Consider the following 25,298-nt stretch of genomic DNA (forward strand, 5'->3'; position numbering starts at 1 on the left):
CACCGGAGACAACGGCGATGGAACACCTGCTGGTCATCCACTACGTGCTGCTGGTCATCGCAGGCTGGCTGGTCGTCAGCGTGCTGGGACTCGCCAGCCTGCGACGGACGCGCGTGGTAGCGCACGGGCTGTTTCCGATCGGCGCAATGTTTGGCCTGGCTCTGTTCGGGCTGGGTCTGACCGGTGTTTTCGCCGGTCCTCAGGAAATCATCCTGCCGCTCGGACTGCCCGATCTCCCCTTTCATCTCCGGCTGGATGGCCTGTCGGCGTATTTCCTCGCTGTGCTCGGCGTGGTGAGCACGGGCGTGAGCGCGTTCTCCGCCGGTTATTTCCGCAAGGGCGAAGGCACGCCGCCGGGATTACTCTGCTTCGAATATCACGTGTGTCTCGCGAGCATGGCGACGCTGTTACTGGCAGACGACGCGTACAGCTTCATGGTCGCGTGGGAAACGATGACCGTGTCGGCAGTTTTCCTTGTCATGACCAATCACCGCATCGCGGAGATCCGTCGAGCCGCTTACCTCTACTTCCTGATCTCCCATGTCGGCGCGCTCGCGCTCCTGTTGTGTTTCGGCTTGCTGCAAGCCAATACCGGCGACTATACGTTTGCCAACATGCGCCAACAGCATCTCGACGTATTCTGGGCATCCGCGGCATTCCTGCTGGCGCTATTCGGCTTCGGCGCAAAGGCGGGGGTGTTCCCCTTGCATGTGTGGCTGCCCGAGGCCCATCCGGCCGCGCCGTCACCGGTGTCCGCTCTCATGAGCGGCTTTATCCTGAAGGCGGGTCTCTACGGCATTCTGCGCACGGTGTTCGATCTGCTGCATGTCCAGTTGTGGTGGTGGGGAGTCTTCGTGCTGGCGCTCGGACTTTTCACCGCCCTGTTCGGCGTCGTGTTCAGCGCGATCCAGACAGACATGAAACGGCTGCTCGCGTATTCGTCGATCGACAACATCGGCCTGATGTTCGTCAGCATGGGACTCGCGATCCTGTTTCGCGCGTACGGCATGAACACGCTCGCCGCGCTCTCGCTGACGGCGCTGTTCTACCAGATCGCAAGCCACGCGACGTTCAAAAGCCTGCTGTTTCTCGGCACGGGTTCCGTGCTTCATGCCACCGGCGAACGTAATCTCGGCCGTTTGGGCGGATTGATCCGCGTCATGCCGTGGACTGCATGGGCGGCGCTCGTGGGCGCGTTTGCGAGCGCCGGACTGCCGCCGTTGAGCGGCTTCGTCTCCGAATGGCTGTTGCTGCAGAGCTTTCTGTTCACGCCGGGCTTGCCGAACCCGTTCCTGAATATGGTGGTACCGCTGGTCGCGGCGTTGATCGCGCTGGTAGCCGCGCTGGCGGGCTATACGATGGTCAAGTTCTTCGGCATCGTCTTTCTGGGTCAACCGAGGGAGCCGAAGCTGGCGCAAGCGCGCGACGCGAGCCGTTGGGAGCGCGTCGGCTTCGTCTGGCTGGCGGCGATATGCGTGTTGCTCGGGCTGCTGCCGGTGCAGTTCGTGGCCGTGCTGGACCACGTGACCCGAATGCTGGTGGGAACCGGCATCGGCGAGGCCGTCGCGCGCAATGGCTGGCTGCTGCTTGCGCCCACCAGCGTAGACCGGGCCAGCTATATGCCGGCGGTTTTTCTGCTGTTCTTCTGCGCGTGCTGCGGGCTCGCCTGGTTACTGGTCCGCCGTCTCTACCACGGGCGCCTGAGGCGCGCGGCGCCGTGGGCCTGCGGCTATCCGTTCGTCACCGCGCGCATGCAGGACACCGCCGAAGGGTTCGGGCAACCCATCCGCGAAATCTTCACGCCGCTATTCAAAATCGAGCGCCGTCTGCCTTCGCCGTTCGACCAACACCCCGTGTACAGCGTCACCGTGACGGATCGCGCGTGGACCCTGATCTATGCGCCACTGGAACGGCTGATCATGCGCATCGCGGCATTGGCCGGGCGGCTTCAGACCGGCCGCATTGCCATGTATCTGATGCATAGCTTCATTGTGCTGATCGTGCTGCTGATGCTGGTGAGACGATGATCACGCTCTCCGGACTGATCTCGCAGGGGCTCGAAATCCTGCTCGCGCTGGCGGCCGCTCCGCTGCTCACGGGCTGGGTCAACATATGCCGCGCCCGCTTGCAAAACCGCCGCGCGCCGAGCATCTGGCAGCCGTACCGGATGCTCCACAAGCTGTTCAACAAGGAGTCCGTGGTCGCCAGCCACGCAAGCCCGATATTCCGCGGTGCGCCTTATGTGGTCTGGGCATGCATGACGCTCGCCTGCGCGATCGTGCCGACGCTCTCCACCGACCTGCCGCTCTCGCCTGCCGCGGACGCAATCGCGCTGGTCGGCCTGTTCGCGCTGGCCCGTGTGACGCTTTCGCTGGCCGCGATGGATATCGGCACCGCGTTCGGCACGCTCGGCGCGCGCCGCGAAATGCTGGTGGGGTTCCTCGCGGAACCCGCCTTGCTGATGGTCCTGTTCTCGGCATCGCTGATCACGCAGTCCACCTTGCTGACCAGCATCGTCGCCACGCTCAGTCACCGCGAACTGGCCATCTATCCGAGTCTTGCCTTCGCGGGCATTGCGTTCACGATGGTGTCGCTCGCCGAAAATGCGCGTCTGCCCGTCGATAACCCAACCACCCATCTCGAACTCACGATGATCCACGAGGCGTTGATCCTCGAATATTCGGGCCGCCATCTCGCCCTGATGGAATGGGCCGCGAGTCTCAAGCTGTTCGCGTACTCGTGCATCGGCGTTGCGCTGTTCATTCCGTGGGGGATTGCCGAGGCCGGCAATCCGACGGCGCTGCTGTTCGCGATCCCCGCGCTCTTCGTCAAACTTCTGGTGGGCGGCGCGGCACTCGCGATAGTCGAGACGAGCAACGCGAAGATGCGCATTTTCCGCGTCCCCGAGTTTCTCGCCACGGCCTTCCTGCTGGCCGTCATCGGAATGCTCGTTCATTTTCTGCTGGGGGCATGAATGCACGGATTCGCCACGCAGATCATCAACTTTCTGGCCGCCATCCTGCTGCTACTGTCGTTTGCGATGCTCAGCCAGCGCCGGATCCTGTCGCTGATCCACCTCTACACGCTGCAGGGCCTGACGCTCGTATCCGCCAACCTGGTGCTCGGTTACGTGACCGCCGACTCGCACCTCTACATTTCCGCGCTCTTGACCCTCGTGCTCAAGGTCGGCCTGATTCCCTGGATTCTCTACAAGCTCGTGCAGCGGCTCAATGTCAGGACGGATGTCGAACCGCTCCTCAACATTCCCGCCACACTGCTGGTGGGCATCGTGCTCGTGATCATCGCGTTCAACGTTGCCTCGCCGATCAGTCTGCTTGCGTCATCGGTCGCGCGCGGCACGCTCGGCATTGCGCTCGCCTGCGTGCTGCTGTCGTTCATGATGATGATCACGCGGGCCAAGGCAATTCCCCAGGTAATCGGTTTCCTCTCGATGGAAAACGGCCTGTTTTTCGCCGCTGCTGCGGCGACGAACGGTATGCCGATGATCGTCGAACTCGGCATCGGGCTCGATGTGCTGGTCGGCATTCTGATTCTCGGCGTGTTCATGTTTCAGATTCGCGAGCAGTTCGACAGTCTGGACATTCATCACCTTGAAAAACTCAAAGATGACTGAAGCCTGGGTACTGCTGCTGGTTTTCGCCATCCCGCTCTTCGCGGGCGCAAGTCTGGCGCTCGTGGGACAACACCACGTGGCGGCGGAACTCAATGTCGGGTTCAGTTTCCTGACCTTTGCTGCCGCCGCGCTGCTCGCCGTGCAAACCGTGGCGCACGGACCTGCATTCGCGCTCGGCAAGCTCTTCTTCGTCGATCCGCTCAACGTATTTCTGGTCGCGCTGACCGCCTTTGTCGGCTGGACCACGTCGATCTTTTCAAAGCCGTACATGCGCATCGAGCGGGACCGCGGCAGGATGACCGGCCCGCGCATGCGCCTCTACCACAGCATGTACCAGCTGTTCATCTTTGCGATGCTGCTCGCGCTGCTCACCAACAACATGGGCATTCTGTGGGTCGCGATGGAAGCCGCCACGCTCGCCACCGTGCTGCTCGTCAGCGTATATCGCACCGCGGCCAGCCTGGAAGCCGCGTGGAAGTACTTCATTCTGTGCGGCGTGGGCATCGCACAGGCGCTGTTCGGCACGATCCTGCTCTATCTTGCGGCGAGCCGGCAGCTCGGCGGCGACGAAGCGCTGCTCTGGACCAGCCTGAACGCGGTCAAAGGAAGTCTCGACCCGACCATCATTTCACTCGCATTCGTGTTCCTGCTGATCGGCTATGGCACCAAGGTCGGCCTGGTGCCCATGCACAACTGGCTGCCCGATGCGCACGCCGAAGGCCCCACGCCGATTTCGGCGGTGCTGTCCGGCCTGCTGCTCAACGTCGCGCTCTATGCGGTGCTGCGTTGCAAGGTGCTGGCCGACGGCGCGCTCCACAACGGCCTGCCGGGCAACCTGCTGATCGGCTTCGGGCTCGTCTCGGTGCTGGTCGCGACCTTTTCGCTGTTCCGGCAAAAAGACGTCAAGCGGCTCTTTTCGTATTCGTCGATCGAGCATATGGGCCTGATGACATTCGCCTTCGGGCTCGGCGGCCCCATTGCGACCTTCGCAGGCCTGCTGCACATGACAGTGCATTCGCTGGTGAAGTCGGCGATCTTCTTCACCGTCGGGCATGCGGCCCAGAAGGCCGGCACCCAGGCAATCGACGACATTCGCGGCTTGTTGCGCGTCAGCCCGACCGTTGGATGGGGGATGATGCTCGGGACGCTCGCGATCCTCGGCATGCCGCCATTCGGCGTCTTCGCAAGCGAGTTCCTGATCCTGACCACCGCGATGCGCAAACTCCCGTGGGCCACACCCTTTCTGCTACTCGCCCTTGCCGTGGCGTTCGCGGCGATTTTCGCGCGCGTGCAGGGCATGGTGTTCGGCGATACGAGCGTCAAGCCTCTCGAACATTCGCCGGCGCTGCTGCCGGTGTTCGTCCATCTCGGCATCGGCCTGATGCTGGGGCTCTATATTCCTCCGTATCTTGCGACGTGGTATCGGCAAGCGGCGGCCATGATCGCGGGGTAACGCATGCGCATCGAGGCATTCGGGCTTCCCAACCAGATACGCCTGTCGGCATTCGCCGGCAGGTCGTCCGCATTTCTGGCGCGAGTCGATCCCGACACATGGATGAGAACGGCCAGGACCGCGCGTGAAAACGGCGGACGGCTGATCTCTCTGTGGGGCAACGAAGAGGCAACCGGCACGTTTGCGATCTCCGCCGCTTACGCGCTGGAAGACGGCATTCTCTGGCTTGAGTCGCCGGTGGCCGGGGAAGGATATCCGGATCTGTCGGCGGTATTTCCCTGCGCGGCGCGCATGCAACGCGCTGTCTTCGATCTGCTCGGGCTCCGCGCGATTGGCGCCGCGGATAGTCGGCCGTGGCTGAATCACGGCAACTGGCCGCGCGACTACCATCCGCTGCAAAAACTGTCCTCGGGCACCGAACGGTTCCACTCTGGAGAGGAGGACTATCCCTTTGTTCGCGTGGATGGCGACGGTGTCCACGAAATCGCCGTGGGGCCGATCCACGCCGGCGTGATCGAGCCCGGGCACTTCCGCTTCTCGGTGGTCGGCGAAAAGGTACTGCGGCTTGAAGAACGACTCGGCTATGCCCATCGTGGCATCGAAAAACTGTTCGAACGGACGCCTTTGCTTATGGGTCATCGGCTGGCGGGACGAATCGCAGGAGACACGACTGTCGCTTTCTCGTGGGCTTATTGCATGGCCGTGGAACGCGCGCTGGATGGACGGATTCCGCCGCGCGCACAGTGGTTGCGTGCGCTGATGCTCGAGCGTGAGCGCATTGCCAACCATCTCGGCGACCTCGGCGCGCTCGGAAACGACGCCGGGTTCGCATACGGCCTCGCGCAGTTCTCCCGGCTGAAGGAAGACTGGTTGCGCGTGAACGACGAGGCTTTCGGGCATCGCTATCTGATGGACCGGATCGTCCCCGGCGGGGTGTCGACGGACATCGACGTGCGTTTCATCACGGCGATGCAGACTCAGTGTGAGCGGATCGACACGGAGGTTCGCGTGATGCAGCGCATCTATGAGGATCAGTCAGGACTGCAGGATCGCTTCGCGGGCTCGGGGATTCTCTCCGCGGATGTGGCGGAGCACTTCAGCGTGTGCGGACTCGTGGGGCGGGCAAGCGGCCGGAAAAGCGACGTACGTGTCGATCATCCCTACGCGCCCTATCACGAGGTGCCGGTGCAGATGGTCAGCGACGGGCGCGGTGACGTGGCAGCCCGCGTCGCGGTCCGCTTCGGTGAAATCTATGAGTCGATCCAGCTGATCCTGACCTTGCTTGCCGGTCTGCCTGAAGGGGACGTCATCGCGGCGCTCGAACAGCGCGAGTCGCCGGCGCGCGGCGTAGGCTGGATCGAAGGCTGGCGCGGCGACGTATTCGTCGCCCTCCAGACCGGCGCCGACGGCACCCTTTCCCGCTGCCACTGCCATGACCCGTCATGGCAGAACTGGCCCGCGCTGGAACACGCGATCATCGGCAATATCGTTCCCGATTTTCCGCTGATCAACAAGTCGTTCAATCTGAACTACGCGGGACACGACCTGTAATGTGGCAACTTCTCAAACAGATCGCGCGAACCGGCACGCCCGACGAACGGGTGCCGCAAGCCGACGACGCGTGGCATACCGAGAGCCGGCAGATCCAGCAGGACATCCTCGATGTGCTCGGGCGGGCCCTGTGCATCCGCGAGATCGACGCAGGCTCCTGCAACGGCTGCGAGCTGGAAATCAACGCGCTCAGCAATCCCTATTACAACATCGAGGGATTAGGCATCCGGATCGTCGCGAGCCCCCGGCATGCGGACATGCTGCTCGTTACCGGCCCGTTGACGCTGAACATGAGGGAAGCCGTGTGGCAGGCCTACGAGGCGACGCCTCATCCCAAACTGGTGGTCGCCGCCGGCGAGTGTGCGTGTACGGGCGGTATGTTCAGGGATAGCTATGCCGTCTGCGGGCCGCTCTCGACACTCCTTCCGGTCGACGTGACGATCCCGGGATGTCCGCCGCCGCCCATTGATATTCTCAGAGGTATTCTCACTGCGCTTCGGGTTAAACATACGACAGCGCCACAGGGTTGAGCGACGCGAAATCCGGGCGGCCCGCAAAGTACTGCTGCCGGTGATCGGAAATCCGGCCAAAAACGAATCCGGTTCGACCAATCCTTCCCTCTGCCCGGCACGGCTACGTGCGACCGCGTCGACCGGGGTCTTAAACCTTGATCTCCGCCCTCAGGAATTCGACCAACGCCAACTGAAGCGCATTGAGCACGCCACCAGATGTCACCAGAGCAAGCTCCGTGGGCGGCAACTGTGGCAAGCCCGCGCACAGGCGATGCTCAGGAAGCACCGCCGACGTGGGCAACACCGAAATCCCTAGCCCCGACGAAACCGCCGCCTGAATGCCAGTGAGACTTTGGCTTCCAAACGCGATGCGCCAGCGCCGCTGCGCCTTGTCGAGGCTGCGAATCGCGCGTTGCCGGTACACGCAGCCGTGAGGAAACAGCGCTAGCGGAATAGGTTCATCCGCCGACTCTTCCGGCAATTCGACATTCCCACCCCGCACCCAAACCAGCGATTCCGGCCAGGATGCGAGGCACTCGCCACTGCCCGGTTCGCGCTTGACCAACGCGATCTCGATCTCGCCCGTCGCCAGCTTGCGTTGCAGATCGACACTCATTCCTGCAACCGTCTCCAGCCGCACGCCGGGTTTTGCCTTGACGAAACCTGACAGCATTGCCGACATGCGCCGCGCGTCGAAATCTTCCGGCACGCCGATACGAACCGGCGTCAGTTCCACGTCGCTGACCAGTGCGTCCTGTGCTTCCTGTGCCAACGCCAGCAGCCGGCGCGCGTATTGGGCGAGCAACTCGCCATGCTCGGTCGCCGTGACCTGATTGCCGGTGCGATCGCGCAGCAGCAGAGTCCGGCCGACCAGTTCTTCCAGTTTGCGCACCTGCTGGCTCACCGTGGATTGTGTTCGGTGCACACGCTCGCCCGCGCGCGTGAAACTACCCTCGTCGACGACGCAAATCAGGGTGTTCAACAGTTCGAGATCAAGCATGATCGGCTCGCTTCGTTATTCGAAATGCAACTGACTTTTATAGTTTAATTTAATTTTCAAATAACGTCCAATGTGCCTAAGCTGCACACAGATGCACACCCGAACCCGTCTTTTTTGCGAGCAAATCATGTCACTTCACAACACAAGTCGCCCACTGTGGCTCACTTTCGACTGCTACGGCACGCTGATTCAATGGGATGAAGGCCTGCGGGCGGCCGTCGACGAGATTCTCCGGACGAAACACGGCAATGACGTCGATCCGGCAAAACTCATCGAGGTCTATGACCGGCACGAACATGCGCTGGAGCAGACACCTCCGCATCGCTCGTTTCACAAGGTGGCCGGCGACGGTTTGCGTCTTGCGCTCGAAGAACTCGGTTTGCACAGCGATCAGGACGACATCCGCGTGCTGACTGATGGCATCTCCGCGATGCCGCCGTTTCCCGAGGTGGTCTCCACGTTGCGGCGGCTGAAGGAAGAAGGCTATCGCCTCTGTATCGTGTCGAATACCGACGACGACATCATCTCAGGCAACGTCGCGCAGCTTGGCGGCTATATCGACCGCGTGATAACCGCGCAGCAGGCAGGCGCGTACAAACCGGCGCGAAGACTATTCGACTATGCTCATGAGCAACTCGGCGTAACGAAGGACGACGTCGTGCATATTTGCGCGAGTCCGCATCTGGATCACGCCGCCGCGCGCGATATCGGTTTTCGCTGCGTCTGGATCGATCGCGGAACGGGCCGCACCTTGCTGCCCGATTACACGCCCGACGCAACGCTCGCGACACTCGACCGGGTGCCGCCGCTGTTCACTTCTCTTGGCTGGTAAATTTCAGAGGCAAAGATCATGGCGCATACACTTTTATCCGTCGGCTCCCCGGTGCCGTCACGCGACGTGCGACTCGACTCAGACGCCGTCATGGAGGCTCGTATCGAACTGGCCGCGTGTTTTCAACTCGCGGCACAGCATGGCCTGGAGGAAGGGATTTGCAATCACTTCTCGGCCGTAGTCCCTGGCCGCGACGATCTGTTCTTTGTGAATCCGTATGGCTACGCGTTCGGCGAAATCACCGCGTCGCGGCTTCTGGTTTGCGATGTCGACGGACATGTAGTCGACGGTGAAGGGAAACCGGAAGCGACCGCGTTTTATATCCATGCGCGATTGCACCGGTTGATGCCGCGCGTGAAAGCGGCGTTTCACACGCACATGCCGAACGCGACAGCGCTTTGCCTGCTGGAAGGGCCACCGCTGCTGTGGCTTGGGCAGACGGCGTTGAAGTTTTACGGCCGCACGGCCGTCGATGAGCATTACAACGGTTTGGCACTGGACGAGTCGGAAGGAGACCGCATCGCCGCGGCAATGGGCGATGCGGACATCCTCTTCCTGAAGAATCACGGCGTGATGGTGGCGGGCGCAAGCATCGCGGAAGCGTGGGACGACCTGTACTACCTGGAACGCGCTGCAGAGGTTCAACTCAAGGCGATGAGTTCCAATCGGGCACTCAAGCCCGTGCCTCACGATGTCGCACAGCGCGCGTACGAGCAAATGCGTCTTGGCGACAAGGAAAGCGCTCGCGCGCACCTCGACAGCAGCATTCGGGAACTACATAGACGCGGAATTACGTTCGATAAGTGAGTCTGCAGCCGTGCAAATAGAAGGAGGTTGATCCGCCGCTCCGTAGTAAAACAATTTTGTCCTGGTCGCCTCAAGTGCAGAGCGCTATGAAAACCCGTACACGGTTCGTCACGGCGAGACTGGCCGTGCTCGTGCTTATCGCGTTGCTCTTCTGTCATTCGATCGTGTCCGCCCCCGGCTCGGCGCGCGCAAGCGCGGTAGTGGATGACACAGCCTGACGGTCATCCACTGTTTTATGCCCGAGCAATCTGAAGATCGTGCCTTCGAGCTGGGTCAGCTCGGCAGGCTTGCGGCAGACGGCGTCGAAACCAGCTTCCTTCATTTCCCTGAGGTAATCGGTAGTATCGAATGCGGTGTATGCCAGAAGAGGAATTTTACCGGTCGCCTCGATTCTCCGGAGCGCCGCCGCCACGCCGATGCCGGATAGACCCGGCATGGCGACATCCAGAACAATGCAGTCCGGTATCCACGCCCGCGCTTCTTTCAGGGCATCCGAGCCGTGATAGACGGTTCGCACGCTCATTCCGCCGGCTTGCAGATATGCACTAAGAGCGTCTGCCGACGGGCGCGAATCGTCGACGACGAGCACCCGAATAGGCGCCCCGTTCTGCAGGCGGCCGCTCTGGCTTGCGCTGGGATCATCCCCGCGTTCCCGGTCTTCAAAATTGGAGTTCATACGTTTTCTCGCACAGTTCGCACGATGGCTTGGAACTGCTACCAGATAAGGACGCAACGCCCGCCTGCGGCCACCAGTCCCCGGCTAATGCAGGTCGCTCCGAACGCCTTCCGAAGAAAGCACCTTGCCCGAACTGTCCACGATCGCCACCCGTTCCGCAGAGGCGTCCGCGGATTGCGCCATGACGAACTGGCTCGACTTGCCGAGCATGTCCTGAGCGTCGAGTCCGATAGAGGCGAAGTCGAACATCTTCGCGAACGTCTGAAGCGAACTTCCGAAATGCTCCTGCACCGCCGAAGCGAGGTCGTTTCGCGTCTGAGCGGCAATGTCTTCCATGTGCCGCCAGTATGCAAAGGTCTTCGTTACCGCGGCCGGTAACTGTTGCGATTGAAGATCGAGCACTTCGCTCACCGATTGGGCAGAAAGTGCCGCATCGGCCAGCGCCTGCTGCTCCAATAGCGAGGTTTTGATGGTCTGGACATTTAGTTTTGCAACTTTCTCGATGCCTGCGAATATCTCGTTCGTGCAGGCAAAAGCTGCGTCGATAGTCATTTCATTTTGACGCGGGGAGAACTGGTTCGTGGTATCGGGGTACATAGAGGCTCCGTTGTGTGAGGCGCGCACAGCGCCACAATGCGGCGTTTCGAAGGCAACCTGCTCGTGCTTCTCGCGCTACGCTGAAGACCGAACAGGTTGCGCCGTCGCCGGCATTGAACTGACAACCGTCATTGCTGCAGGGCTTTATTTCGTTACCGCGACATCTTGCCCGGCGCCGAGGTCGGCACCGGTGACGGGGTCGATTCCGGTTGCAGAAGCCGTGCGCGCCGCCATTGCGCTCAACACTTCAACTTCCTCTTCAGACACCTGAACGCTGGCGAGACCATCGCCACCGTCGACCGCCGGCTCAGGGTTCTCGACGAAGTCCCAGCCCGGCCCTTCATTCCACGGACCGCGCGGCGCATCGTCGCCATCGGACATGTTGTAGTAGACGTTCGTGAATTCCGGCACGCCCGGCAATTTGCCTTGCGGGAAGTTCGGCTGGATCGAATGCAATGCCTTCTCGAACGACTTCTGGTGCGCGATTTCGCGGGTCATCAGAAACCCGAGCGCTTCCTTGATGCCCGGATCATCGGTCACGTTGATCAGTCGTTCGTAGACGATTTTTGCTCGCGCTTCCGCGGCGATATTGGATCGCAGATCCGCAGTCGGCTCGCCGATCGTGTCGATGTACGCGGCTGTCCACGGCACGCCTGCGGAGTTGGTCAACGCCGGGCCGCCACCGTAGAGCAGCGCGGTGGTATGCGAGTCGTTGCCGCCTCCGGTGAGTGAGCGGTAAAGCTCCGCTTCCTGCTCGACGCCTTCTGCAAGCCGGCCCTTTGCGCCTTTGTTGAGCATCGCGACGATCGAACCGACGATCTCCAGGTGACTGAGTTCTTCCGTCGCGATATCGAACAGCATGTCGCGCCGACCCGGGTCGTCCTCGCTTACCGCCTGTGTGAAATATCGACACGCTGCGGCCAGTTCGCCCTGCGGGCCGCCGAACTGTTCAAGAAGCAGATTCGCAAGGCCGGGGTTGGGTGCGGCTACGCGGACGGTGTACTGAAGCCGTTTATTGTGCACAAACATCGCATTTCTCCAAAACATGATGGTGGAACCGCCGGCGCTCTTCACCTTAAGTGGCAAAGGAGCGTCTTCCGGCGGACGCTTGATTGGAAACGATCGTGCGGGCGATGACGAACGCATGTGCGGAATGTCGCCAACCCTGGTCTCAGAGCGATTGCCCTGGCGTAATACGCGCGCAGGAACGCAATGAGAGACACCTGCGCTTCGGACTCCGCATGCGTCGTGCCTGAGGGTGAACTGTGTGAACGGATCTTTGGCGATCCCTGATGCGATGGCGGGGGGCGGTAGTACTGCGAGGGCGGCTCGCATGCCCGGCGCTAGTGCGCGCGATCCGGTTGGCAATGGAGGCCTTCGGCGCGGCATGTCCCTTGCGCGTACCGAGGCGCCCCCTGGTTGCTCGCTGCGCGCACGTCTGCGCCAGCGCCCTCAATCAGGAATCTCAGGCTCCACCAGCTTTGCCAGTTGAACCAGCGACTCCTGCCAGCCGAGGTAGCACATCTCGACAGGGATGACCTTGGGCACACCCTCCTGCACGATGGTGAGCCCGGTTCCGCAGGACACCTGCCGCAGTGAAATGGTGGTGGTCATCACGCAGGGCAGGTTTGGATCGTCGAACCGGTCCGTATAGCGGATCGTCTGGAACGGCACCAGTGCGAGGTACTCGCCGCCGAACGAGTGACCGTTGCCAGTGCCGAAGTTGCGGAACGACATCCTGAAGGTGCCGCCCACCCGCGCATCCATCTGATGCACCTGACAGGTAAATCCGTAAGGAGGAAGCCACTTTGCCAGCGCATCGGGTTCGGCGAATGCCCGGTACACGCGTTCGGGAACGGCGCGCAAGACACGATGAAGATTGACGGTTCCGGTAGTCATGGTGTGTTCGCCTTTCACTAAAGGAGTTGGACATACTCCTACGACGAACCACCCACAGCAATATCGACATCATGACGCGCCGGGAAAATCCGTAGATGGCAACGGGCTTCACCGCTATCACCGCTCCTGGCCTGTGGCCGTTACCACGTCGGCGGCATGATCCGCGTGATACGACGAGCGCACCAGCGGTCCCGCAACCACCTCGCGAAAGCCCATTTGCAAACCCTCGTCGCGCCAGGAAGCGAACTGCCCCGGCTCGACATATCGGCGCACCGGCATATGAAAGCGCGAGGGCGCAAGGTATTGGCCGATAGTCAGGATATCGACTTGATGCGCGCGTAAATCGCGCATGGTGTCGAGCAGTTCCTGGTCCGATTCGCCGAGTCCGACCATCAGCCCCGACTTCGTCAACACATTGCCGTTCTCCTGCTTGACGCGCGCCAGCAAGTCGAGCGAGCCGCGATAGTCCGCGCCGGCACGCGCGGCCCGATAGAGTGAAGGCACCGTCTCGATGTTGTGATTGAACACATCGGGCCATGCCTGCGAGAGTTCGCACACTGCCCGCTCTACACGTCCGCGAAAATCTGGCGCCAGCACTTCGACCCGGATGCCCGGCACGCGCTCGCGCAGTAGCGCGACACAACGGGCAAAATGCGCGGCGCCGCCGTCGCGCAAATCGTCACGATCCACCGACGTCACGACGACATAACGCAGACCGAGCGCCGCCACCGCTGCGGCGAGCCTGCGCGGCTCGCCGTCGTCCAGCGGCTCCGGCCGCCCGTGCGCGACGTCGCAGAAGGCACAGCGCCGCGTGCAGATGCCGCCCATGATCATGAACGTGGCGGTGCGCTGTGCAAAACATTCGCCGATGTTCGGGCACATCGCCTCCTCGCAAACCGAATGCAGCCGATGCTCGCGCAGGACCGCCGCCATGCCGGCGACCGTCTCGCTCATCATCGGCCTCGCGCGCAGCCAGGGCGGTTTCGGCAAGGCCTCGCCGCCGGCGAGCGGCACGATCTTCACCGGAATCCGCGCGAGTTTGTCGCCACTGCGCTTGCCGTGCTGGCCAAGTGCCGTGACGCTATCGCCATGCAGGGCGGCTTCCATGTCAACACCCCAGGAAGTCGTTGAGCAGGCGGTTCACCTCCGAGGCCGCCTCCATCTGCACCATATGCCCTTTCCCTTCGAGCACATGAACGCGGATATCGCCCTGGAGTCCCCGCGCGTGAGAAGCGGGAATGATCTGATCCTGGGCTCCCCAGATCACCAACGCGCGCGGAACCAACTCCGCAAGCCGGTCGCGATAGCCCACGCGCTGCACGTCACCATCGAAAGCAGACGCGGCAATCTTGCGTAACGTGTCCTGCACGCCTTCGAGCCGCTTGTATTTGACGATGTCCTCCACGAGTTGGCGCGTCACCAGCGTAGGGTCGGCAAACAGCTTTGCCAGTTGCGGCTTGAGCGCGTTGCGATTGCTGCCCTCCGTGAACCCGCTGATGTACTCGCCATTGATTTCATTGCCGAGCCCCGCGCCCGCGATCAGCGAAAGCGAAGCAACGCGCTCGGGCGCCTTCTCGGCCACTGTCATGGCGACCAGTGCGCCCATCGAATGACCGATCAGATGCGCGTTGCCGATGCCGCGGTCGTCCATGAACGCGATCACGCTGTCGGCCAATTCTTCCACGCCGCCGGTCTCGACGGCTTTGCCCGATTCGCCGTGGCCAGGCAAATCCAGCGCCCACACCGTGCGATGAGCGGCGAGATCGGCATGATTGAAGAGCCAGTTGTTGAGGTCGCCGCCAAAGCCGTGAATCAGCACCGCGGGCGTGCCGCCGTCGCCCAGTTTCAGGTAGCGTACGGTCCGCCCGCCGATCTGGGCTTTCTCCGGCTGCAGTCCGGTTTCGCCAGCGTCGGTAGTGGCCGGAACAAAGTCACGCTGAAACGCTCCGACCGCTGCATCGATCTCCGCGTCGGCGGTTTCCGGGTCGGCCACCACAGCGAGCAATGCGCCGATCGGCAGCGTGTCACCCTCCTGCGCGATCTGCCGGCGCAAGATGCCGTCGAATGCGCACTCCACGCCGGACGAGATCTTATCCGTCTCCACGTCGACTATTTCCTCGCCTTTGGCAACCTTGTCGCCGATCGCCTTGAGCCAGCCGTTGACCTGCCCCTGCTCCATCGAAAGGCCCCACTTGGGCATCGTGATCATATGAATCGGCATCGCTCAACCTCTCACTTTCAACACGGCGTCGGCAATCTGCCGGGCCGAAGGGATGTACATGTCTTCGAGCACGCCGGCAAACGGCGTGGGCGTATGCGGCGCGGTCACCATTTCGATCGGCGCCTTCAGCGAGTGAAATGCGCGTTGGGCGATCAGCGCCGAGATGTCCGTGGCCATCGAGCAGCGTGGATTCGCTTCGTCCACTACCACGACACGGCCCGTGCGGTTGGCGCTTTCGAGAATGGTGTCTTCGTCGAGCGGCGACGTGGTGCGCAGATCGATCACCTCGACTTCGATACCGTCTTTCGCGAGCTTTTCCGCGGCTTCCGTGGCGTAATGCACCATGCGGCCGTACGTGACGATCGTGGCGTCGTCGCCGTCACGCACGACGTTCGCCTCGCCGAACGGAATCGCATACGACTCTTCGGGCACGTCGCCTTCGCGGCTGTAGAGCAGCTTGTGTTCGCAAAAAATCACCGGGTCGTTGTCGCGGATCGCCTGGATCAACAGGCCTTTCGCGTCGTACGGTGTGGAGGGGCACACCACTTTCAGGCCCGGTATGTGAGTAAACAGCGAGGTCAGCATCTGCGAGTGCTGTGCGGCCGCGCGCAAGCCGGCGCCCTGCATGGCGCGAATCACGACTGGCGTCACCGCCTTGCCGCCGAACATATAGCGGAACTTGGCGGCCTGATTGAATATCTGGTCGAAGCACACGCCCATGAAGTCGATGAACATCAACTCCGCCACCGGCCGCATGCCGCACGCGGCCGCGCCCACCGCCGCGCCGATATAACCACCCTCGGAGAGCGGCGTATCGAGCACGCGGCCCGGATACTTGTGAAACAGGCCCTTCGTGACGCCGAGTACGCCGCCCCACGCGTCCTGCTCGCCTGGGGAGCCTGCGCCGCCCGCGTTGTCCTCGCCCATTACGATGACGGTTTCATCGCGGGCCATTTCCTGACTCAGTGCTTCGTTGATTGCCTGAGAAAATGTGATCTTGCGTGCCATGTCTGTCTCCTGTTGACCGGCGTGAGCGCCTCGCGCTGACTTCGGTCCCTGCAAGTTTGCGAATCGTTCAGGTCTGCGGCGCGCGCGTTACGGATAGGACACGTAGACGTCGCTCAGCAGGTCTTCGGCAGTCGGCAGCGGAGCGGCCTTGGCTTCGGTCACGGCGGTGTCGATCAAGGTCTTCACTTCCGCATCCACGCCGCGCAATTGATCCGCGCTGAGCATGCCCGCCCGCACCACGCGCTCTTCGAAACGCTTCAGGCAATCTTTCTCGTCGCGCAGCTTCTGCACTTCTCCCGGTGCACGATAGGTTTGCGCATCGCCTTCGAAGTGGCCGAAATAGCGCGAGAATTTCACTTCGACGAGCGTCGGTCCGCCGCCGTGACGCGCCCGCTCGATCGCCTCGCCGAGCGCTTCGTGCACCGCGAAGAAATCGAAACCGTCCACGATCACACCCGGCATGCCGAAGCCGCTCGCGCGATCCGCGATGTTGTCGGTCGCGACGGACCACGTCGAAGAAGTCGCTTCGGCGTAGCCGTTGTTCTCCGCCACGAAAATCGCAGGCAGCCGCCACACCGAAGCCAGGTTCATCGATTCGAAAATCACGCCCTGATTCGAGGCTCCGTCGCCGAAGAAACACACGCCCACGCCACCCGACTTCTTGTACTTCGCCGCCAACGCCGCGCCGCAAATCAGCGGACCACCCGCGCCGACAATGCCGTTCGCGCCGAGCATGCCCTTCGACAGGTCGGCGATATGCATCGAGCCGCCCTTGCCGTGGCAGACGCCGGTCTTGCGGCCGTAGATTTCGGCCATCATGCCGCGCACGTCGACGCCTTTGGCGATGCAGTGGCCGTGGCCGCGGTGCGTGGTCGCCACGTAGTCCGCGTCGTTCAGATGCAGCATCGTGCCGACCGCCGACGCTTCCTCGCCCGCATACAGGTGCACGAAGCCGGGTATTTCGCCGGTCGCGAATTCGACGTGCAGGCGCTCCTCGAACTCACGGATCGTGCGCATCATGCGATACGCCTTCAGCAGTTCGTCCTTGCTCAACTCTGTTGAAACCGACATGGTGTGTCTCCTTGGAATAAATACACTGCTTGCCTACAACCTACGTTTGATGCGCAACTACATTTGCCACTTCACGAACCAGTTGCCGCGACGCCGAATAGCGCAGCGTGCGTTCGACGTCGACGGTGAGCGGTCCGTCCCAATCCAGCGAGATTTCGTACTGGTCGCCGCGCTCCAGTTCTATTTCGCGCTCGCCGTCGAAGGCCAGCGTGCCGTGTTCGGCATCGAGCGGTGTCCAGCCGCCGACTTCGAAACGCTCGCAGGTACGCATCAAGACCCGCTCGACGCGGCCCGGCGCAATCGGCGCGACGAGCGGAACACCGGATTCGCCGGGTCGTGCGAAGCGCAGATGCAGTCCGTGCGAGGCCGTGCGCTCCACGGGTGCCCACGCGCCGCCGATCGACGACAGGCCGATGCCGTCGGGCAACGCGAAGGTGAGAAAGAGCGTGTCGATATCGGCCGGGTCGGATACGGCGCGGGCGCCGACGAAGCGCTGCCGGCTCACGCAAACGTCCACCAGCGCGATCTCTTCGCGGCCCCGGTTCGGACCGGCGATACAGCGCACCACAAGGCGCTTGTTACGCGTGAACGCCACGTCTGGCGGCACGGCGCCAGACGCGGCCAGCGCACCCGCGAGGCCTGCGACGGTCGCCTCGCGCAGATCGGGAAACGCGTTATTGGTGCCGGTCGACAAAGTCAGCAACGGCACCCTGCCGCAATGAGCGGCGACCGCGCGATGCGTGCCGTCGCCGCCCAGTACCGCGATCAGTTCGACGCCGGCCTGCAGCATCGCGGCGACACCCGCATGCGTATCGGCGGCGCTATCGGTGATCGGTTGATCGATGAAATCGACCGTGGGCCAGCGTTGCTGCGAGGCGACCGCTGCATGGGTATCGAGTGCACGCAGCAGCAGTGCGGCGACGCCGGTCCGGTCGCGCAAGGTCAGCACGCGATCCACGCCGAGCACGCCCAGTCCCGCCAACAAGCGTACGACCATGTTGGCCTTCTCGGCAGTCGGAAACACGGACGCGTAACTGGTGAGACGGCGAATGTCGCGACCCGACGCGGGGTTCGCAATCACGCCGACGGTGATGGGCGATGGCACCTGGCTTGTCTCCTGTCCGCGTCTTGCGCGGCCTCATATCGGGCGCGCCGTGTTCGGGCGACGGCGCTTTTGTCATGAGCAGGACACTGCAAGGGGTATGCCAATTTCACGAGGCAAACGCAGGACAACGCGAAAGTACCTTGTTTAAAGGGTTTTTCGCGTAAAGAGCGTTGCCGTGCACGCCGCTTACCCCGTGCGCTGCAATGGGCAGCGCGTCTCAAGCGCACGGTATGGGACGTTCGGCGTCACGCATCGACTTCGGAAGGCATCGTGCAAACCCACGCGCCGCCTGCATCGAAGCGATGTGAGATGACGTCTCAACCGGTGATGAGACAAACGTCTCACGCGTCTCGCGTGCTGCATTGCAATGTGATTGATCCAACGGGATGTGCTACAAGAACAGCCTGACCTCACTGTGTGTCGCTCGACTGGAGCCGACCATGCCCTACGTTTCGCAAAACCAGCACATTGAACGCGTGAGAGGCGCCATTGAAGGACGGCTTCCGGCGCCCGCCGATTCCACGCGCCTCGTATCGTCGTGGCAGCGCTCGTTCGAACAATACCGGCTCGATCCCGGCGCGGTGATCGGCCCACGCGTTCTTACGTCTGCTGAATTGCGCGAAGTGCAGGGCAAGGAGGAAGCTTTCCTGCGTGCGTCGGGCCAGTGCCTGACCCGCCTGCACGACATGATTCGCGTCGCCGACTATTGCGTGATGCTCACGGACGCACACGGCGTGACGATCGATTACCGGATCGAACGCGAACGCCGCGGCGATTTCAAGCATGCGGGGCTGTATATCGGCTCATGCTGGTCGGAACGGGAAGAAGGCACATGTGGCGTGGCAAACGTGCTGACCGACCTCGCGCCGATCACTGTGCACAAGACCGATCACTTCCGCGCCGCCTTCACGACCTTGACCTGCAGCGCCGCACCGATTTTCGCGCCGACCGGCGAAATGATCGGCGTGCTCGACGCCTCCGCCGTGCGCTCGCCGGATAACCGCGACAGTCAGCGGCTCGTGTTTCAACTGGTGCGCCAGAGCGCCGGCCTGATCGAAGACGGCTATTTCCTCAATCAAACCGCGCAGCATTGGATTCTGTTCGGCCATTCGAGCCGTAACTTCGTCGAAGCGCAACCCGAGGTACTGATCGCGTTCGACGAATGCGGCAATCTGGTCGCCGCCAATCGCAAGGCGCGCGAATGCATTCCCGCGTTGAACGGTCCGCGCCACATCGACGATATCTTCGACACGGCCGACGTGCATCTGCACGACGTCGCGCGTACCGATGCGATTGTCTGCTTGCGCCTGCGCGCGACGGGTGCCACTTTGTATGCGCGCATTCGTGCGCCGCTCAAACGCATTTCACGCGCAGCAAACCGCACGGCGGCCGGTGCCGGCCCGCAATCGCACAACGAGACTCAGGACGGTCTGCATGTCGGCGCCTTGAGCCGCTTTCTGAAAAGCGCCGACTCACGCATCGCGCACAACGCGTCTGTGGCGCTGCGCATTATCGGCAAACGGCTGCCGATACTGATCCTCGGCGAGACCGGCGTCGGCAAGGAAGTCTTCGCGCACGCAGTGCACGATTCCGGCGCGAGGCGTACACGGCCATTTATTGCGGTGAATTGCGGCGCGATTCCCGAATCGCTGATCGAGAGCGAACTGTTCGGCTATGCGCCCGGCGCTTTTACCGGCGCACGCAGTCGCGGGGCTCGCGGCAAGATCGCACAGGCGCATACCGGCACGCTGTTTCTCGACGAAATAGGCGATATGCCGCTCAATCTGCAAACGCGGCTGCTGCGCGTGCTGGCGGAAGGCGAAGTCGTGCCGCTCGGTGGCGATGCGCCCGTGCGTGTCGATATCGACGTGATCTGCGCCACGCACCGTGATCTCGCGCAGATGGTAGCCGAAGGATCGTTCCGCGAGGATCTCTACTACCGGTTGAGCGGCGCCAGCTTGCCAATGCCGCCGCTGCGCGAGCGCGCGGATATCGGCGACGTGATCGCGGCCGTGTTCGAAGAAGAAGCGCAAATGGCCGGCCACGTTCTCACGCTCGACCCGCGCCTTGCCGAACGCCTCATGGCCTTCGCATGGCCGGGCAACATTCGCCAGTTGCGCAACGTACTGCGCTACGCGTGTGCGATGTGCGATTCCGCGCGCGTGGAATTGCGGCATATTGCGCCCGACGTCATCGCATTGCTGGAACCCGGAGGCGCGGGCAATCGCGCGTTGACTTCGGCATTCGCGTGGCAAGACCCACGCGACGAGCGTGCGCGTATCGTTGAAGCGCTGACGCGGCATCAGTGGCGGCCCAACGCGGCCGCGCAATCATTGGGGATTTCGCGCGCGACCTTATACCGGCGTATCGCGAAGCTGGGCATCGTCGGACCGCACCGCTGCTAGATGTTTTCCCCTACGGCTGCGGGCGCTCCGTAGGCACTCCTTACACGACACGCGACGCTACCGGCCGGCCTTGATTCAAATCAAGCCGATTATGCGTTTCCGCATGAATATCCCCATTGCCCATCGTGTCCGAACGACACCGTCGATTTCAGATCAAGACCGGAAGCGGCAACGAGGCCGCGCCACGAACGACGTCCGACCGCGTAGATCACTCCGTGCTGGCATGGGACTTGCCTGTTGTAACACCCGCACGACCCCGGCAAAACGACCGCGGCTGATCAGGAGGAGACAATGCGCGATGAGGTCTGTCACGCCGTAACGCCAATGGCAGTACGTGAGCCTGGCTGGCTCACACCGTCGATTCAGAAATCCCATGAGCGCTCCGAGACATTCGGCTTGAGCGCTTCAATGCGGCCGGACTATGACGTATTGCCCGCCGCCGAACTCTCGTTGAAGCTGGAACAAAGCCGTGTGCTGTGCGCGCATGCCACGCCGGTCATGGAAACGCTGCATGAGCAAATCGTCAACACGCACAGCATGATCGTGCTGACCGACGCCGAAGGCCTGGTCCTTCATTCGATCGGCGACGATGACTTTCTGCGGCGGGCCGAGAAAGTCGCGCTGCGTCCGGGCGCGAACTGGGCCGAGGACCGCCAGGGCACGAACGCAATCGGCACGGCGCTGGCGGAGCGCTCCCCCACCGCTGTTCATGGCGAGCAGCACTATCTGGCGGCCAATCGCTTTCTGACCTGCTCCAGTGTGCCGATCCTCGATCCGTACGGCGATCTGATCGGCGTGCTCGACGTCACCGGCGACTATCGCAGCTATCACCAGCACACCATGGCGCTGGCGAAAATGTCGGTGCAGATGATCGAGAATCATCTGTTTACCAACACCTTTCGCGAGACCTTGCAAATCGCCTTTCACGGCCGCCCTGAATTTCTCGGCACGCTGATGGAAGGCATCGTCGCGTTCACCTGCGACGGTCGTTTCCTGTCCGCCAATCGCAGTGCGCAATTCCAGCTGGGCATGCCGCTCGCCGGCCTGCGCGCGCATACGCTGCCGTCGTTATTCGGCCTCACCAGCGCGCAACTGATCGACCGGTTGCGAGTCAGCCAGGCCCGGCATTTATCGCTGAACCTGCACAATGGGTCGGTGGTCTGTGCGCACGTCGAATTCCGGCGTGCCGCGCGCGCCGATGAAAGCTGGCCGTCACAGGAACGCCGCGATCCACGCACGGCACACCGCATGGAACCGCCGGCACCAGCCGCGAGTGCGTTGTCGAAGCTCAGCTATCTCGATACGGGCGACCCGCAGATCGCGGCAGTCATCGGCAAAGTCCGCAAAGTAATCGGCAAGGACATTCCGATCCTGATCACCGGCGAGACCGGCACCGGTAAGGAACTCCTCGCGCAAGCGATTCATAACGACTCACCGCGACGCTCCGGCGCGTTTGTCGCGGTCAATTGCGCGTCGATACCGGAATCGCTGATCGAATCCGAGTTGTTCGGCTACGAGGAAGGCGCGTTCACCGGCGCGCGGCGCAAAGGTGCCAGCGGCAAGCTGCTGCAAGCCAATGGCGGCACGCTGTTTCTCGACGAAATCGGCGACATGCCTTATCCGTTGCAGGTGCGGCTGCTGCGCGTGCTGCAGGAACGCCTGGTCAATCCGCTTGGCTCGTCGAAATCGATACCGGTCGATATCGCGATCATCTGCGCGACCCATCGCGACCTGCGCGAAATGATCGCCCAGAACCGGTTTCGCGAGGATCTGTACTACCGCCTGAATGGCATGGTGGTGAAACTGCCGCCGCTGCGCGAGCGCACGGATCTGTCCGCCGTCATCCACAAGATGCTGCAATGCGCGTCTTCCGAAAACGCTGAAGGGCAGCGCCTGAGCGTCGCCCCGGACGTGATGACGCTGTTCGAGCAGTGCGCGTGGCCGGGCAACTTCAGGCAACTCGGCAATCTCCTGCGCACGGCTGCTGCGATGGTCGACGCGGACGGCCAGATTCGCCGCGAGCATTTGCCCGATGACTTTTTCGACGGCTTGCGCACCACCACAGCGGCGTGCGCGGGCAACGCCGACACGCTGCCGCTGCCAAGCGGGCGTCTCGAAGACGTTGCCGCGAGCGTCATTGCTCAAGCCGTTGCGCAGCATGGCGGCAACGTGTCAGCCGCCGCCCGCGCGCTCGGCATCTCGCGCAACACGATCTATAGAAAGCTGCCGTCGCATGGCTTGAGCGACACGGAAGACGCGGCCTGACTCGCAGATGTCACAAGTGCTCCAAATTGCAACAGTGCTGTGGCTGAATTGAACAGGTGTTCCGCGCTCTGCGCGAGCGCGGAACACGGAACTTAGTGGAGCGCCCGCTCTCCCCTTTTATTTCATGTCTATTCGTGATGCTAATCATTTAGCTAAACCCGAATGTCTTCGAAGTATGCTTTTATGCACCCGGCACAGACTTTGCATTAATCAGCTCGACCGCTTGACTCACGCGGTTCCTCAATCAAATGTCGTACTCAAGGAGACAGTCATGCAATGGACCACCCCCGCTTATTCCGACCTGCGTTTCGGTTTTGAAATCACGATGTATATCGCCAATCGCTGAAGCAACGATAAAACGCCGCACGCCTCTCGCCGTATATGAGTGCGCGTGACGGCGCCTGGCGCACGGGACTCGAAGTCACGCTCAGCCAGTTCAGAACACCCGACGCGATCGAAAAGGCCTCCCGTATGAATGCCCCGCACCACGACTACGACGCCAGTCTTCGGCCATGTCTGCGCACGATGTTCCGCCTGCAGTGGGAAGACGTTCAGGATGCGTACGTGCTGCTGTATCCCGAAGGCATGGTCAAGCTTAATCCGAGCGCGGGAGAAATTCTCACGCGCTGCGACGGGACACGCGAACTGGACGACATCATCGGTGAACTGGAAGATCTGTTCAGCGCGTCCGATCTCGCCGCCGACGTGTACCGTTTCATCGACCATGCGCGGCAACGCGGCTGGCTGGATTGACGTGACTGCTGCGGCCGGCGATTCTGGCAAGCGCCCGTCGGCGCGGCCGAGGCAGATGTCGAAGCTCACTTACCGCTGCGCATTCTGCTAGAACCTCGTCGACTTCAACCGATACGACCCGGCGCTTCCTGTGAATGACTGGGGATTGCCGGGCCGTCGTGTTTCATCGCGGCCAACTAGATGAAGGAAGATGCCGGGGCTATTGCGGCGTGCGCGCGTTGAGCGGCGTCGTGGATGCCTTGGCGTTATCGTCGGTCAGTTTGATGCTGCTCGCGCTATAGCCGTTGGAATACAGCAGGAAAGCCATGATGTCCGCATACTCCTGCGGTTTCATCTTGCCCGGGCGGTCGGCCGGCATATTGTTCGCCATGTATCCATATACCCCGCCGATGGTCAGCTTTGCATTGGCCGCCGGCGCAAAAGCCGGTCCGCGCAACGCCGGCGCATTGAGACCCTGCAGATCGGGACCGTGGCATTTCGCACACGAACTCGAGTACAGCGTTTTGCCGTGCGCGACCTGAGTGCGGTCAAAGCCCGGCGCGTCGGCGGCTGTGCTCGCATCGACCTTGATGAAGCGACCCGGCTGCGAAGCGTGTCCGGATGCCAATGTCATGCGCCACGTCGCACTGCCACGGCCGGGGCCATCGCGATAGGCAAATGCGGGCGCGGATGAACTGCCGGCCTGAGCCGCTTCCGGGAGAATCCAGTGGCGGGACAACGCCACCAGGCGCCCGTCCGCTGCCATCTTTTCAAGCGCGGCGTCGATCCGCGGCTGCAATGCCGCTCCGTTCTTCCCGAACGCGAACACCAGTTGCCAGTCGGCATACGGCGAGGCGGCATTGACAATCCGGAAGTGACTCTCGGGATGTTTGATCGTATAGGCCACGACCGCCGGATACCAGACGATCGCGCGTTGCGCATGCCCGCTCGCCACGGCATCGACCGTCAGTTCCGCAGTGTTCTCCAGATCGAGCCTGACGTTCGGCTGCTGCACGGCAATCAGTTGCGCAGGGCTCGCATAAGTTGCAGCAACCACGTCGTTCCCGGCAGAGGGCGTGGACGATTCACGCGTGGTGATGCTGACATAGCCGGAGCGCAGATAGCCGCGCGAGAAAGTCAGTTTGCTGCCGGAGCCATCTGCAACCGTCGAACGCGGAAAGCCGGCGATCACATCGCATTTTCGCGCCAGCGCCGCGTTGAGTTCCTTCAGCGAAACGCCGTCGTCGTCACCACTGTCGAATCCGCCAGGAGCGAGTGACAGCGCGATCCCGGCCGTGCGAAACGCTTCGCGTGTGACCGCTTCGTCGAGCGCGGTCGAAGGGCTGCCGGGAAACGTGCACACGCGCACACCTGCGCTGGCGAGTCCCGGTGCAAGTGCGGCGGTGGCCAGCAGGACGCCGGCGATAGCGAACCCATTGAGTCGAGTCTTCATGATCCTGTTTCCAGAAAAGGCCGGACCGTCACGACCGGATGGCTGCACCCGCGCGGGCGTAGCCAGGTTGTCGTGAC

General features: G+C 62.3%; 23 protein-coding genes. 12 read left to right on the forward strand and 11 right to left on the reverse strand.

Annotation, left to right across the window (positions count from 1 at the left end; translation table 11 throughout):
* Positions 1 to 17: 17 nt before the first annotated feature.
* The 6 genes from hyfB to NE850_RS33185 are packed head-to-tail and all read left to right on the forward strand — an operon-like array spanning position 18 to position 7,168.
* On the forward strand, positions 18 to 2,027 hold the full coding sequence (gene hyfB / locus NE850_RS33160) for a hydrogenase 4 subunit B (protein ID WP_007178414.1): 2,010 nt from the start codon (positions 18 to 20) through the stop codon (positions 2,025 to 2,027).
* Positions 2,024 to 2,974: a respiratory chain complex I subunit 1 family protein gene (locus NE850_RS33165; protein WP_007178415.1), complete on the forward strand. Its 951-nt coding sequence runs from the start codon at positions 2,024 to 2,026 to the stop codon at positions 2,972 to 2,974. The genes hyfB and NE850_RS33165 overlap by 4 nt, the downstream gene beginning before the upstream one ends.
* On the forward strand, positions 2,975 to 3,634 hold the full coding sequence (locus tag NE850_RS33170) for a formate hydrogenlyase (RefSeq protein ID WP_007178416.1): 660 nt from the start codon (positions 2,975 to 2,977) through the stop codon (positions 3,632 to 3,634).
* Entirely contained in the window at positions 3,627 to 5,087 is a 1,461-nt protein-coding gene (locus NE850_RS33175) for a hydrogenase 4 subunit F (protein ID WP_007178417.1), read from the forward strand. The genes NE850_RS33170 and NE850_RS33175 overlap by 8 nt, the downstream gene beginning before the upstream one ends.
* 3 nt (positions 5,088 to 5,090) lie before the next feature.
* A complete protein-coding gene (locus NE850_RS33180) occupies positions 5,091 to 6,638 on the forward strand; it encodes an NADH-quinone oxidoreductase subunit C (RefSeq protein ID WP_007178418.1) in 1,548 nt (515 codons plus the stop codon).
* Entirely contained in the window at positions 6,638 to 7,168 is a 531-nt protein-coding gene (locus tag NE850_RS33185; protein ID WP_007178419.1) for an NADH-quinone oxidoreductase subunit B family protein, read from the forward strand. The genes NE850_RS33180 and NE850_RS33185 overlap by 1 nt, the downstream gene beginning before the upstream one ends.
* 130 nt (positions 7,169 to 7,298) lie before the next feature.
* On the opposite strand, the gene NE850_RS33190 is transcribed toward NE850_RS33185, so the two are convergent.
* Positions 7,299 to 8,150: a LysR substrate-binding domain-containing protein gene (locus NE850_RS33190; RefSeq protein ID WP_007178420.1), complete on the reverse strand. Its 852-nt coding sequence runs from the start codon at positions 8,148 to 8,150 to the stop codon at positions 7,299 to 7,301.
* 127 nt (positions 8,151 to 8,277) lie between these two features.
* Here NE850_RS33190 and NE850_RS33195 point away from each other — a divergent pair, with 127 nt between their 5' ends.
* Together NE850_RS33195 and NE850_RS33200 are read left to right on the forward strand one after the other, a co-directional pair.
* Positions 8,278 to 8,982 (forward strand): haloacid dehalogenase type II, encoded by a 705-nt coding sequence (locus tag NE850_RS33195; protein ID WP_165189435.1) that lies wholly within the window; start codon positions 8,278 to 8,280, stop codon positions 8,980 to 8,982.
* An 18-nt stretch (positions 8,983 to 9,000) separates the two neighbouring features.
* Entirely contained in the window at positions 9,001 to 9,789 is a 789-nt protein-coding gene (locus tag NE850_RS33200; RefSeq protein ID WP_165189438.1) for an aldolase, read from the forward strand.
* 154 nt (positions 9,790 to 9,943) lie between these two features.
* Here the strand turns inward: NE850_RS33200 and NE850_RS33205 are convergent, their stop codons facing one another.
* From NE850_RS33205 to NE850_RS33245, 9 genes are all read right to left on the reverse strand, one after another.
* Positions 9,944 to 10,465, reverse strand: coding sequence for a response regulator (locus NE850_RS33205; protein ID WP_007178423.1), 522 nt, complete (start codon positions 10,463 to 10,465; stop codon positions 9,944 to 9,946).
* Positions 10,466 to 10,549: 84 nt separating this feature from the next.
* Complete coding sequence (locus NE850_RS33210) at positions 10,550 to 11,089, reverse strand: phasin family protein (protein WP_232064403.1); 540 nt, start codon at positions 11,087 to 11,089, stop codon at positions 10,550 to 10,552.
* Between the two features lie 117 nt (positions 11,090 to 11,206).
* Positions 11,207 to 12,091, reverse strand: a complete 885-nt coding sequence (locus NE850_RS33215) for a manganese catalase family protein (RefSeq protein WP_007178425.1) — start codon at positions 12,089 to 12,091, stop codon at positions 11,207 to 11,209.
* 423 nt (positions 12,092 to 12,514) lie between these two features.
* Positions 12,515 to 12,961, reverse strand: a complete 447-nt coding sequence (locus tag NE850_RS33220; RefSeq protein WP_310699901.1) for an SRPBCC family protein — start codon at positions 12,959 to 12,961, stop codon at positions 12,515 to 12,517.
* A gap of 117 nt (positions 12,962 to 13,078) precedes the next feature.
* Positions 13,079 to 14,068 (reverse strand): lipoyl synthase, encoded by a 990-nt coding sequence (gene lipA / locus NE850_RS33225; protein ID WP_007178427.1) that lies wholly within the window; start codon positions 14,066 to 14,068, stop codon positions 13,079 to 13,081.
* 1 nt (position 14,069) lies between these two features.
* Positions 14,070 to 15,182, reverse strand: coding sequence for an acetoin dehydrogenase dihydrolipoyllysine-residue acetyltransferase subunit (locus NE850_RS33230; protein WP_007178428.1), 1,113 nt, complete (start codon positions 15,180 to 15,182; stop codon positions 14,070 to 14,072).
* A 3-nt stretch (positions 15,183 to 15,185) separates the two neighbouring features.
* Complete coding sequence (locus NE850_RS33235) at positions 15,186 to 16,190, reverse strand: alpha-ketoacid dehydrogenase subunit beta (RefSeq protein WP_007178429.1); 1,005 nt, start codon at positions 16,188 to 16,190, stop codon at positions 15,186 to 15,188.
* An 87-nt stretch (positions 16,191 to 16,277) separates the two neighbouring features.
* Complete coding sequence (locus NE850_RS33240) at positions 16,278 to 17,261, reverse strand: thiamine pyrophosphate-dependent dehydrogenase E1 component subunit alpha (protein WP_011492908.1); 984 nt, start codon at positions 17,259 to 17,261, stop codon at positions 16,278 to 16,280.
* A 40-nt stretch (positions 17,262 to 17,301) separates the two neighbouring features.
* Positions 17,302 to 18,366, reverse strand: a complete 1,065-nt coding sequence (locus NE850_RS33245; RefSeq protein ID WP_007178431.1) for an ATP-NAD kinase family protein — start codon at positions 18,364 to 18,366, stop codon at positions 17,302 to 17,304.
* Positions 18,367 to 18,806: 440 nt separating this feature from the next.
* Between NE850_RS33245 and NE850_RS33250 the strand changes: the two genes are divergently transcribed.
* The 4 genes from NE850_RS33250 to pqqD all read left to right on the forward strand — a co-directional run bounded on the left by NE850_RS33250 (position 18,807) and on the right by pqqD (position 23,789).
* The gene (locus NE850_RS33250) at positions 18,807 to 20,771 is read left to right on the forward strand and encodes a sigma-54-dependent Fis family transcriptional regulator (protein ID WP_165189441.1); all 1,965 of its coding nucleotides are present in this window, start codon (positions 18,807 to 18,809) and stop codon (positions 20,769 to 20,771) included.
* A 291-nt stretch (positions 20,772 to 21,062) separates the two neighbouring features.
* The gene (locus tag NE850_RS33255; protein WP_007178433.1) at positions 21,063 to 23,036 is read left to right on the forward strand and encodes a sigma-54-dependent Fis family transcriptional regulator; all 1,974 of its coding nucleotides are present in this window, start codon (positions 21,063 to 21,065) and stop codon (positions 23,034 to 23,036) included.
* A gap of 271 nt (positions 23,037 to 23,307) precedes the next feature.
* The gene (pqqA, locus tag NE850_RS33260; RefSeq protein ID WP_007178434.1) at positions 23,308 to 23,382 is read left to right on the forward strand and encodes a pyrroloquinoline quinone precursor peptide PqqA; all 75 of its coding nucleotides are present in this window, start codon (positions 23,308 to 23,310) and stop codon (positions 23,380 to 23,382) included.
* 125 nt (positions 23,383 to 23,507) lie between these two features.
* Positions 23,508 to 23,789 carry a pyrroloquinoline quinone biosynthesis peptide chaperone PqqD gene (gene pqqD / locus NE850_RS33265; protein ID WP_035517439.1) on the forward strand — a complete coding sequence of 94 codons (282 nt, stop codon included), beginning with the start codon at positions 23,508 to 23,510 and terminating at the stop codon, positions 23,787 to 23,789.
* A gap of 199 nt (positions 23,790 to 23,988) precedes the next feature.
* Here the strand turns inward: pqqD and NE850_RS33270 are convergent, their stop codons facing one another.
* Positions 23,989 to 25,221 carry a c-type cytochrome gene (locus NE850_RS33270; RefSeq protein ID WP_007178436.1) on the reverse strand — a complete coding sequence of 411 codons (1,233 nt, stop codon included), beginning with the start codon at positions 25,219 to 25,221 and terminating at the stop codon, positions 23,989 to 23,991.
* Positions 25,222 to 25,298 lie beyond the last annotated feature (77 nt).

Source organism: Paraburkholderia sp. USG1 (assembly GCF_031570135.1).
Lineage (GTDB): Bacteria > Pseudomonadota > Gammaproteobacteria > Burkholderiales > Burkholderiaceae > Paraburkholderia > Paraburkholderia dioscoreae.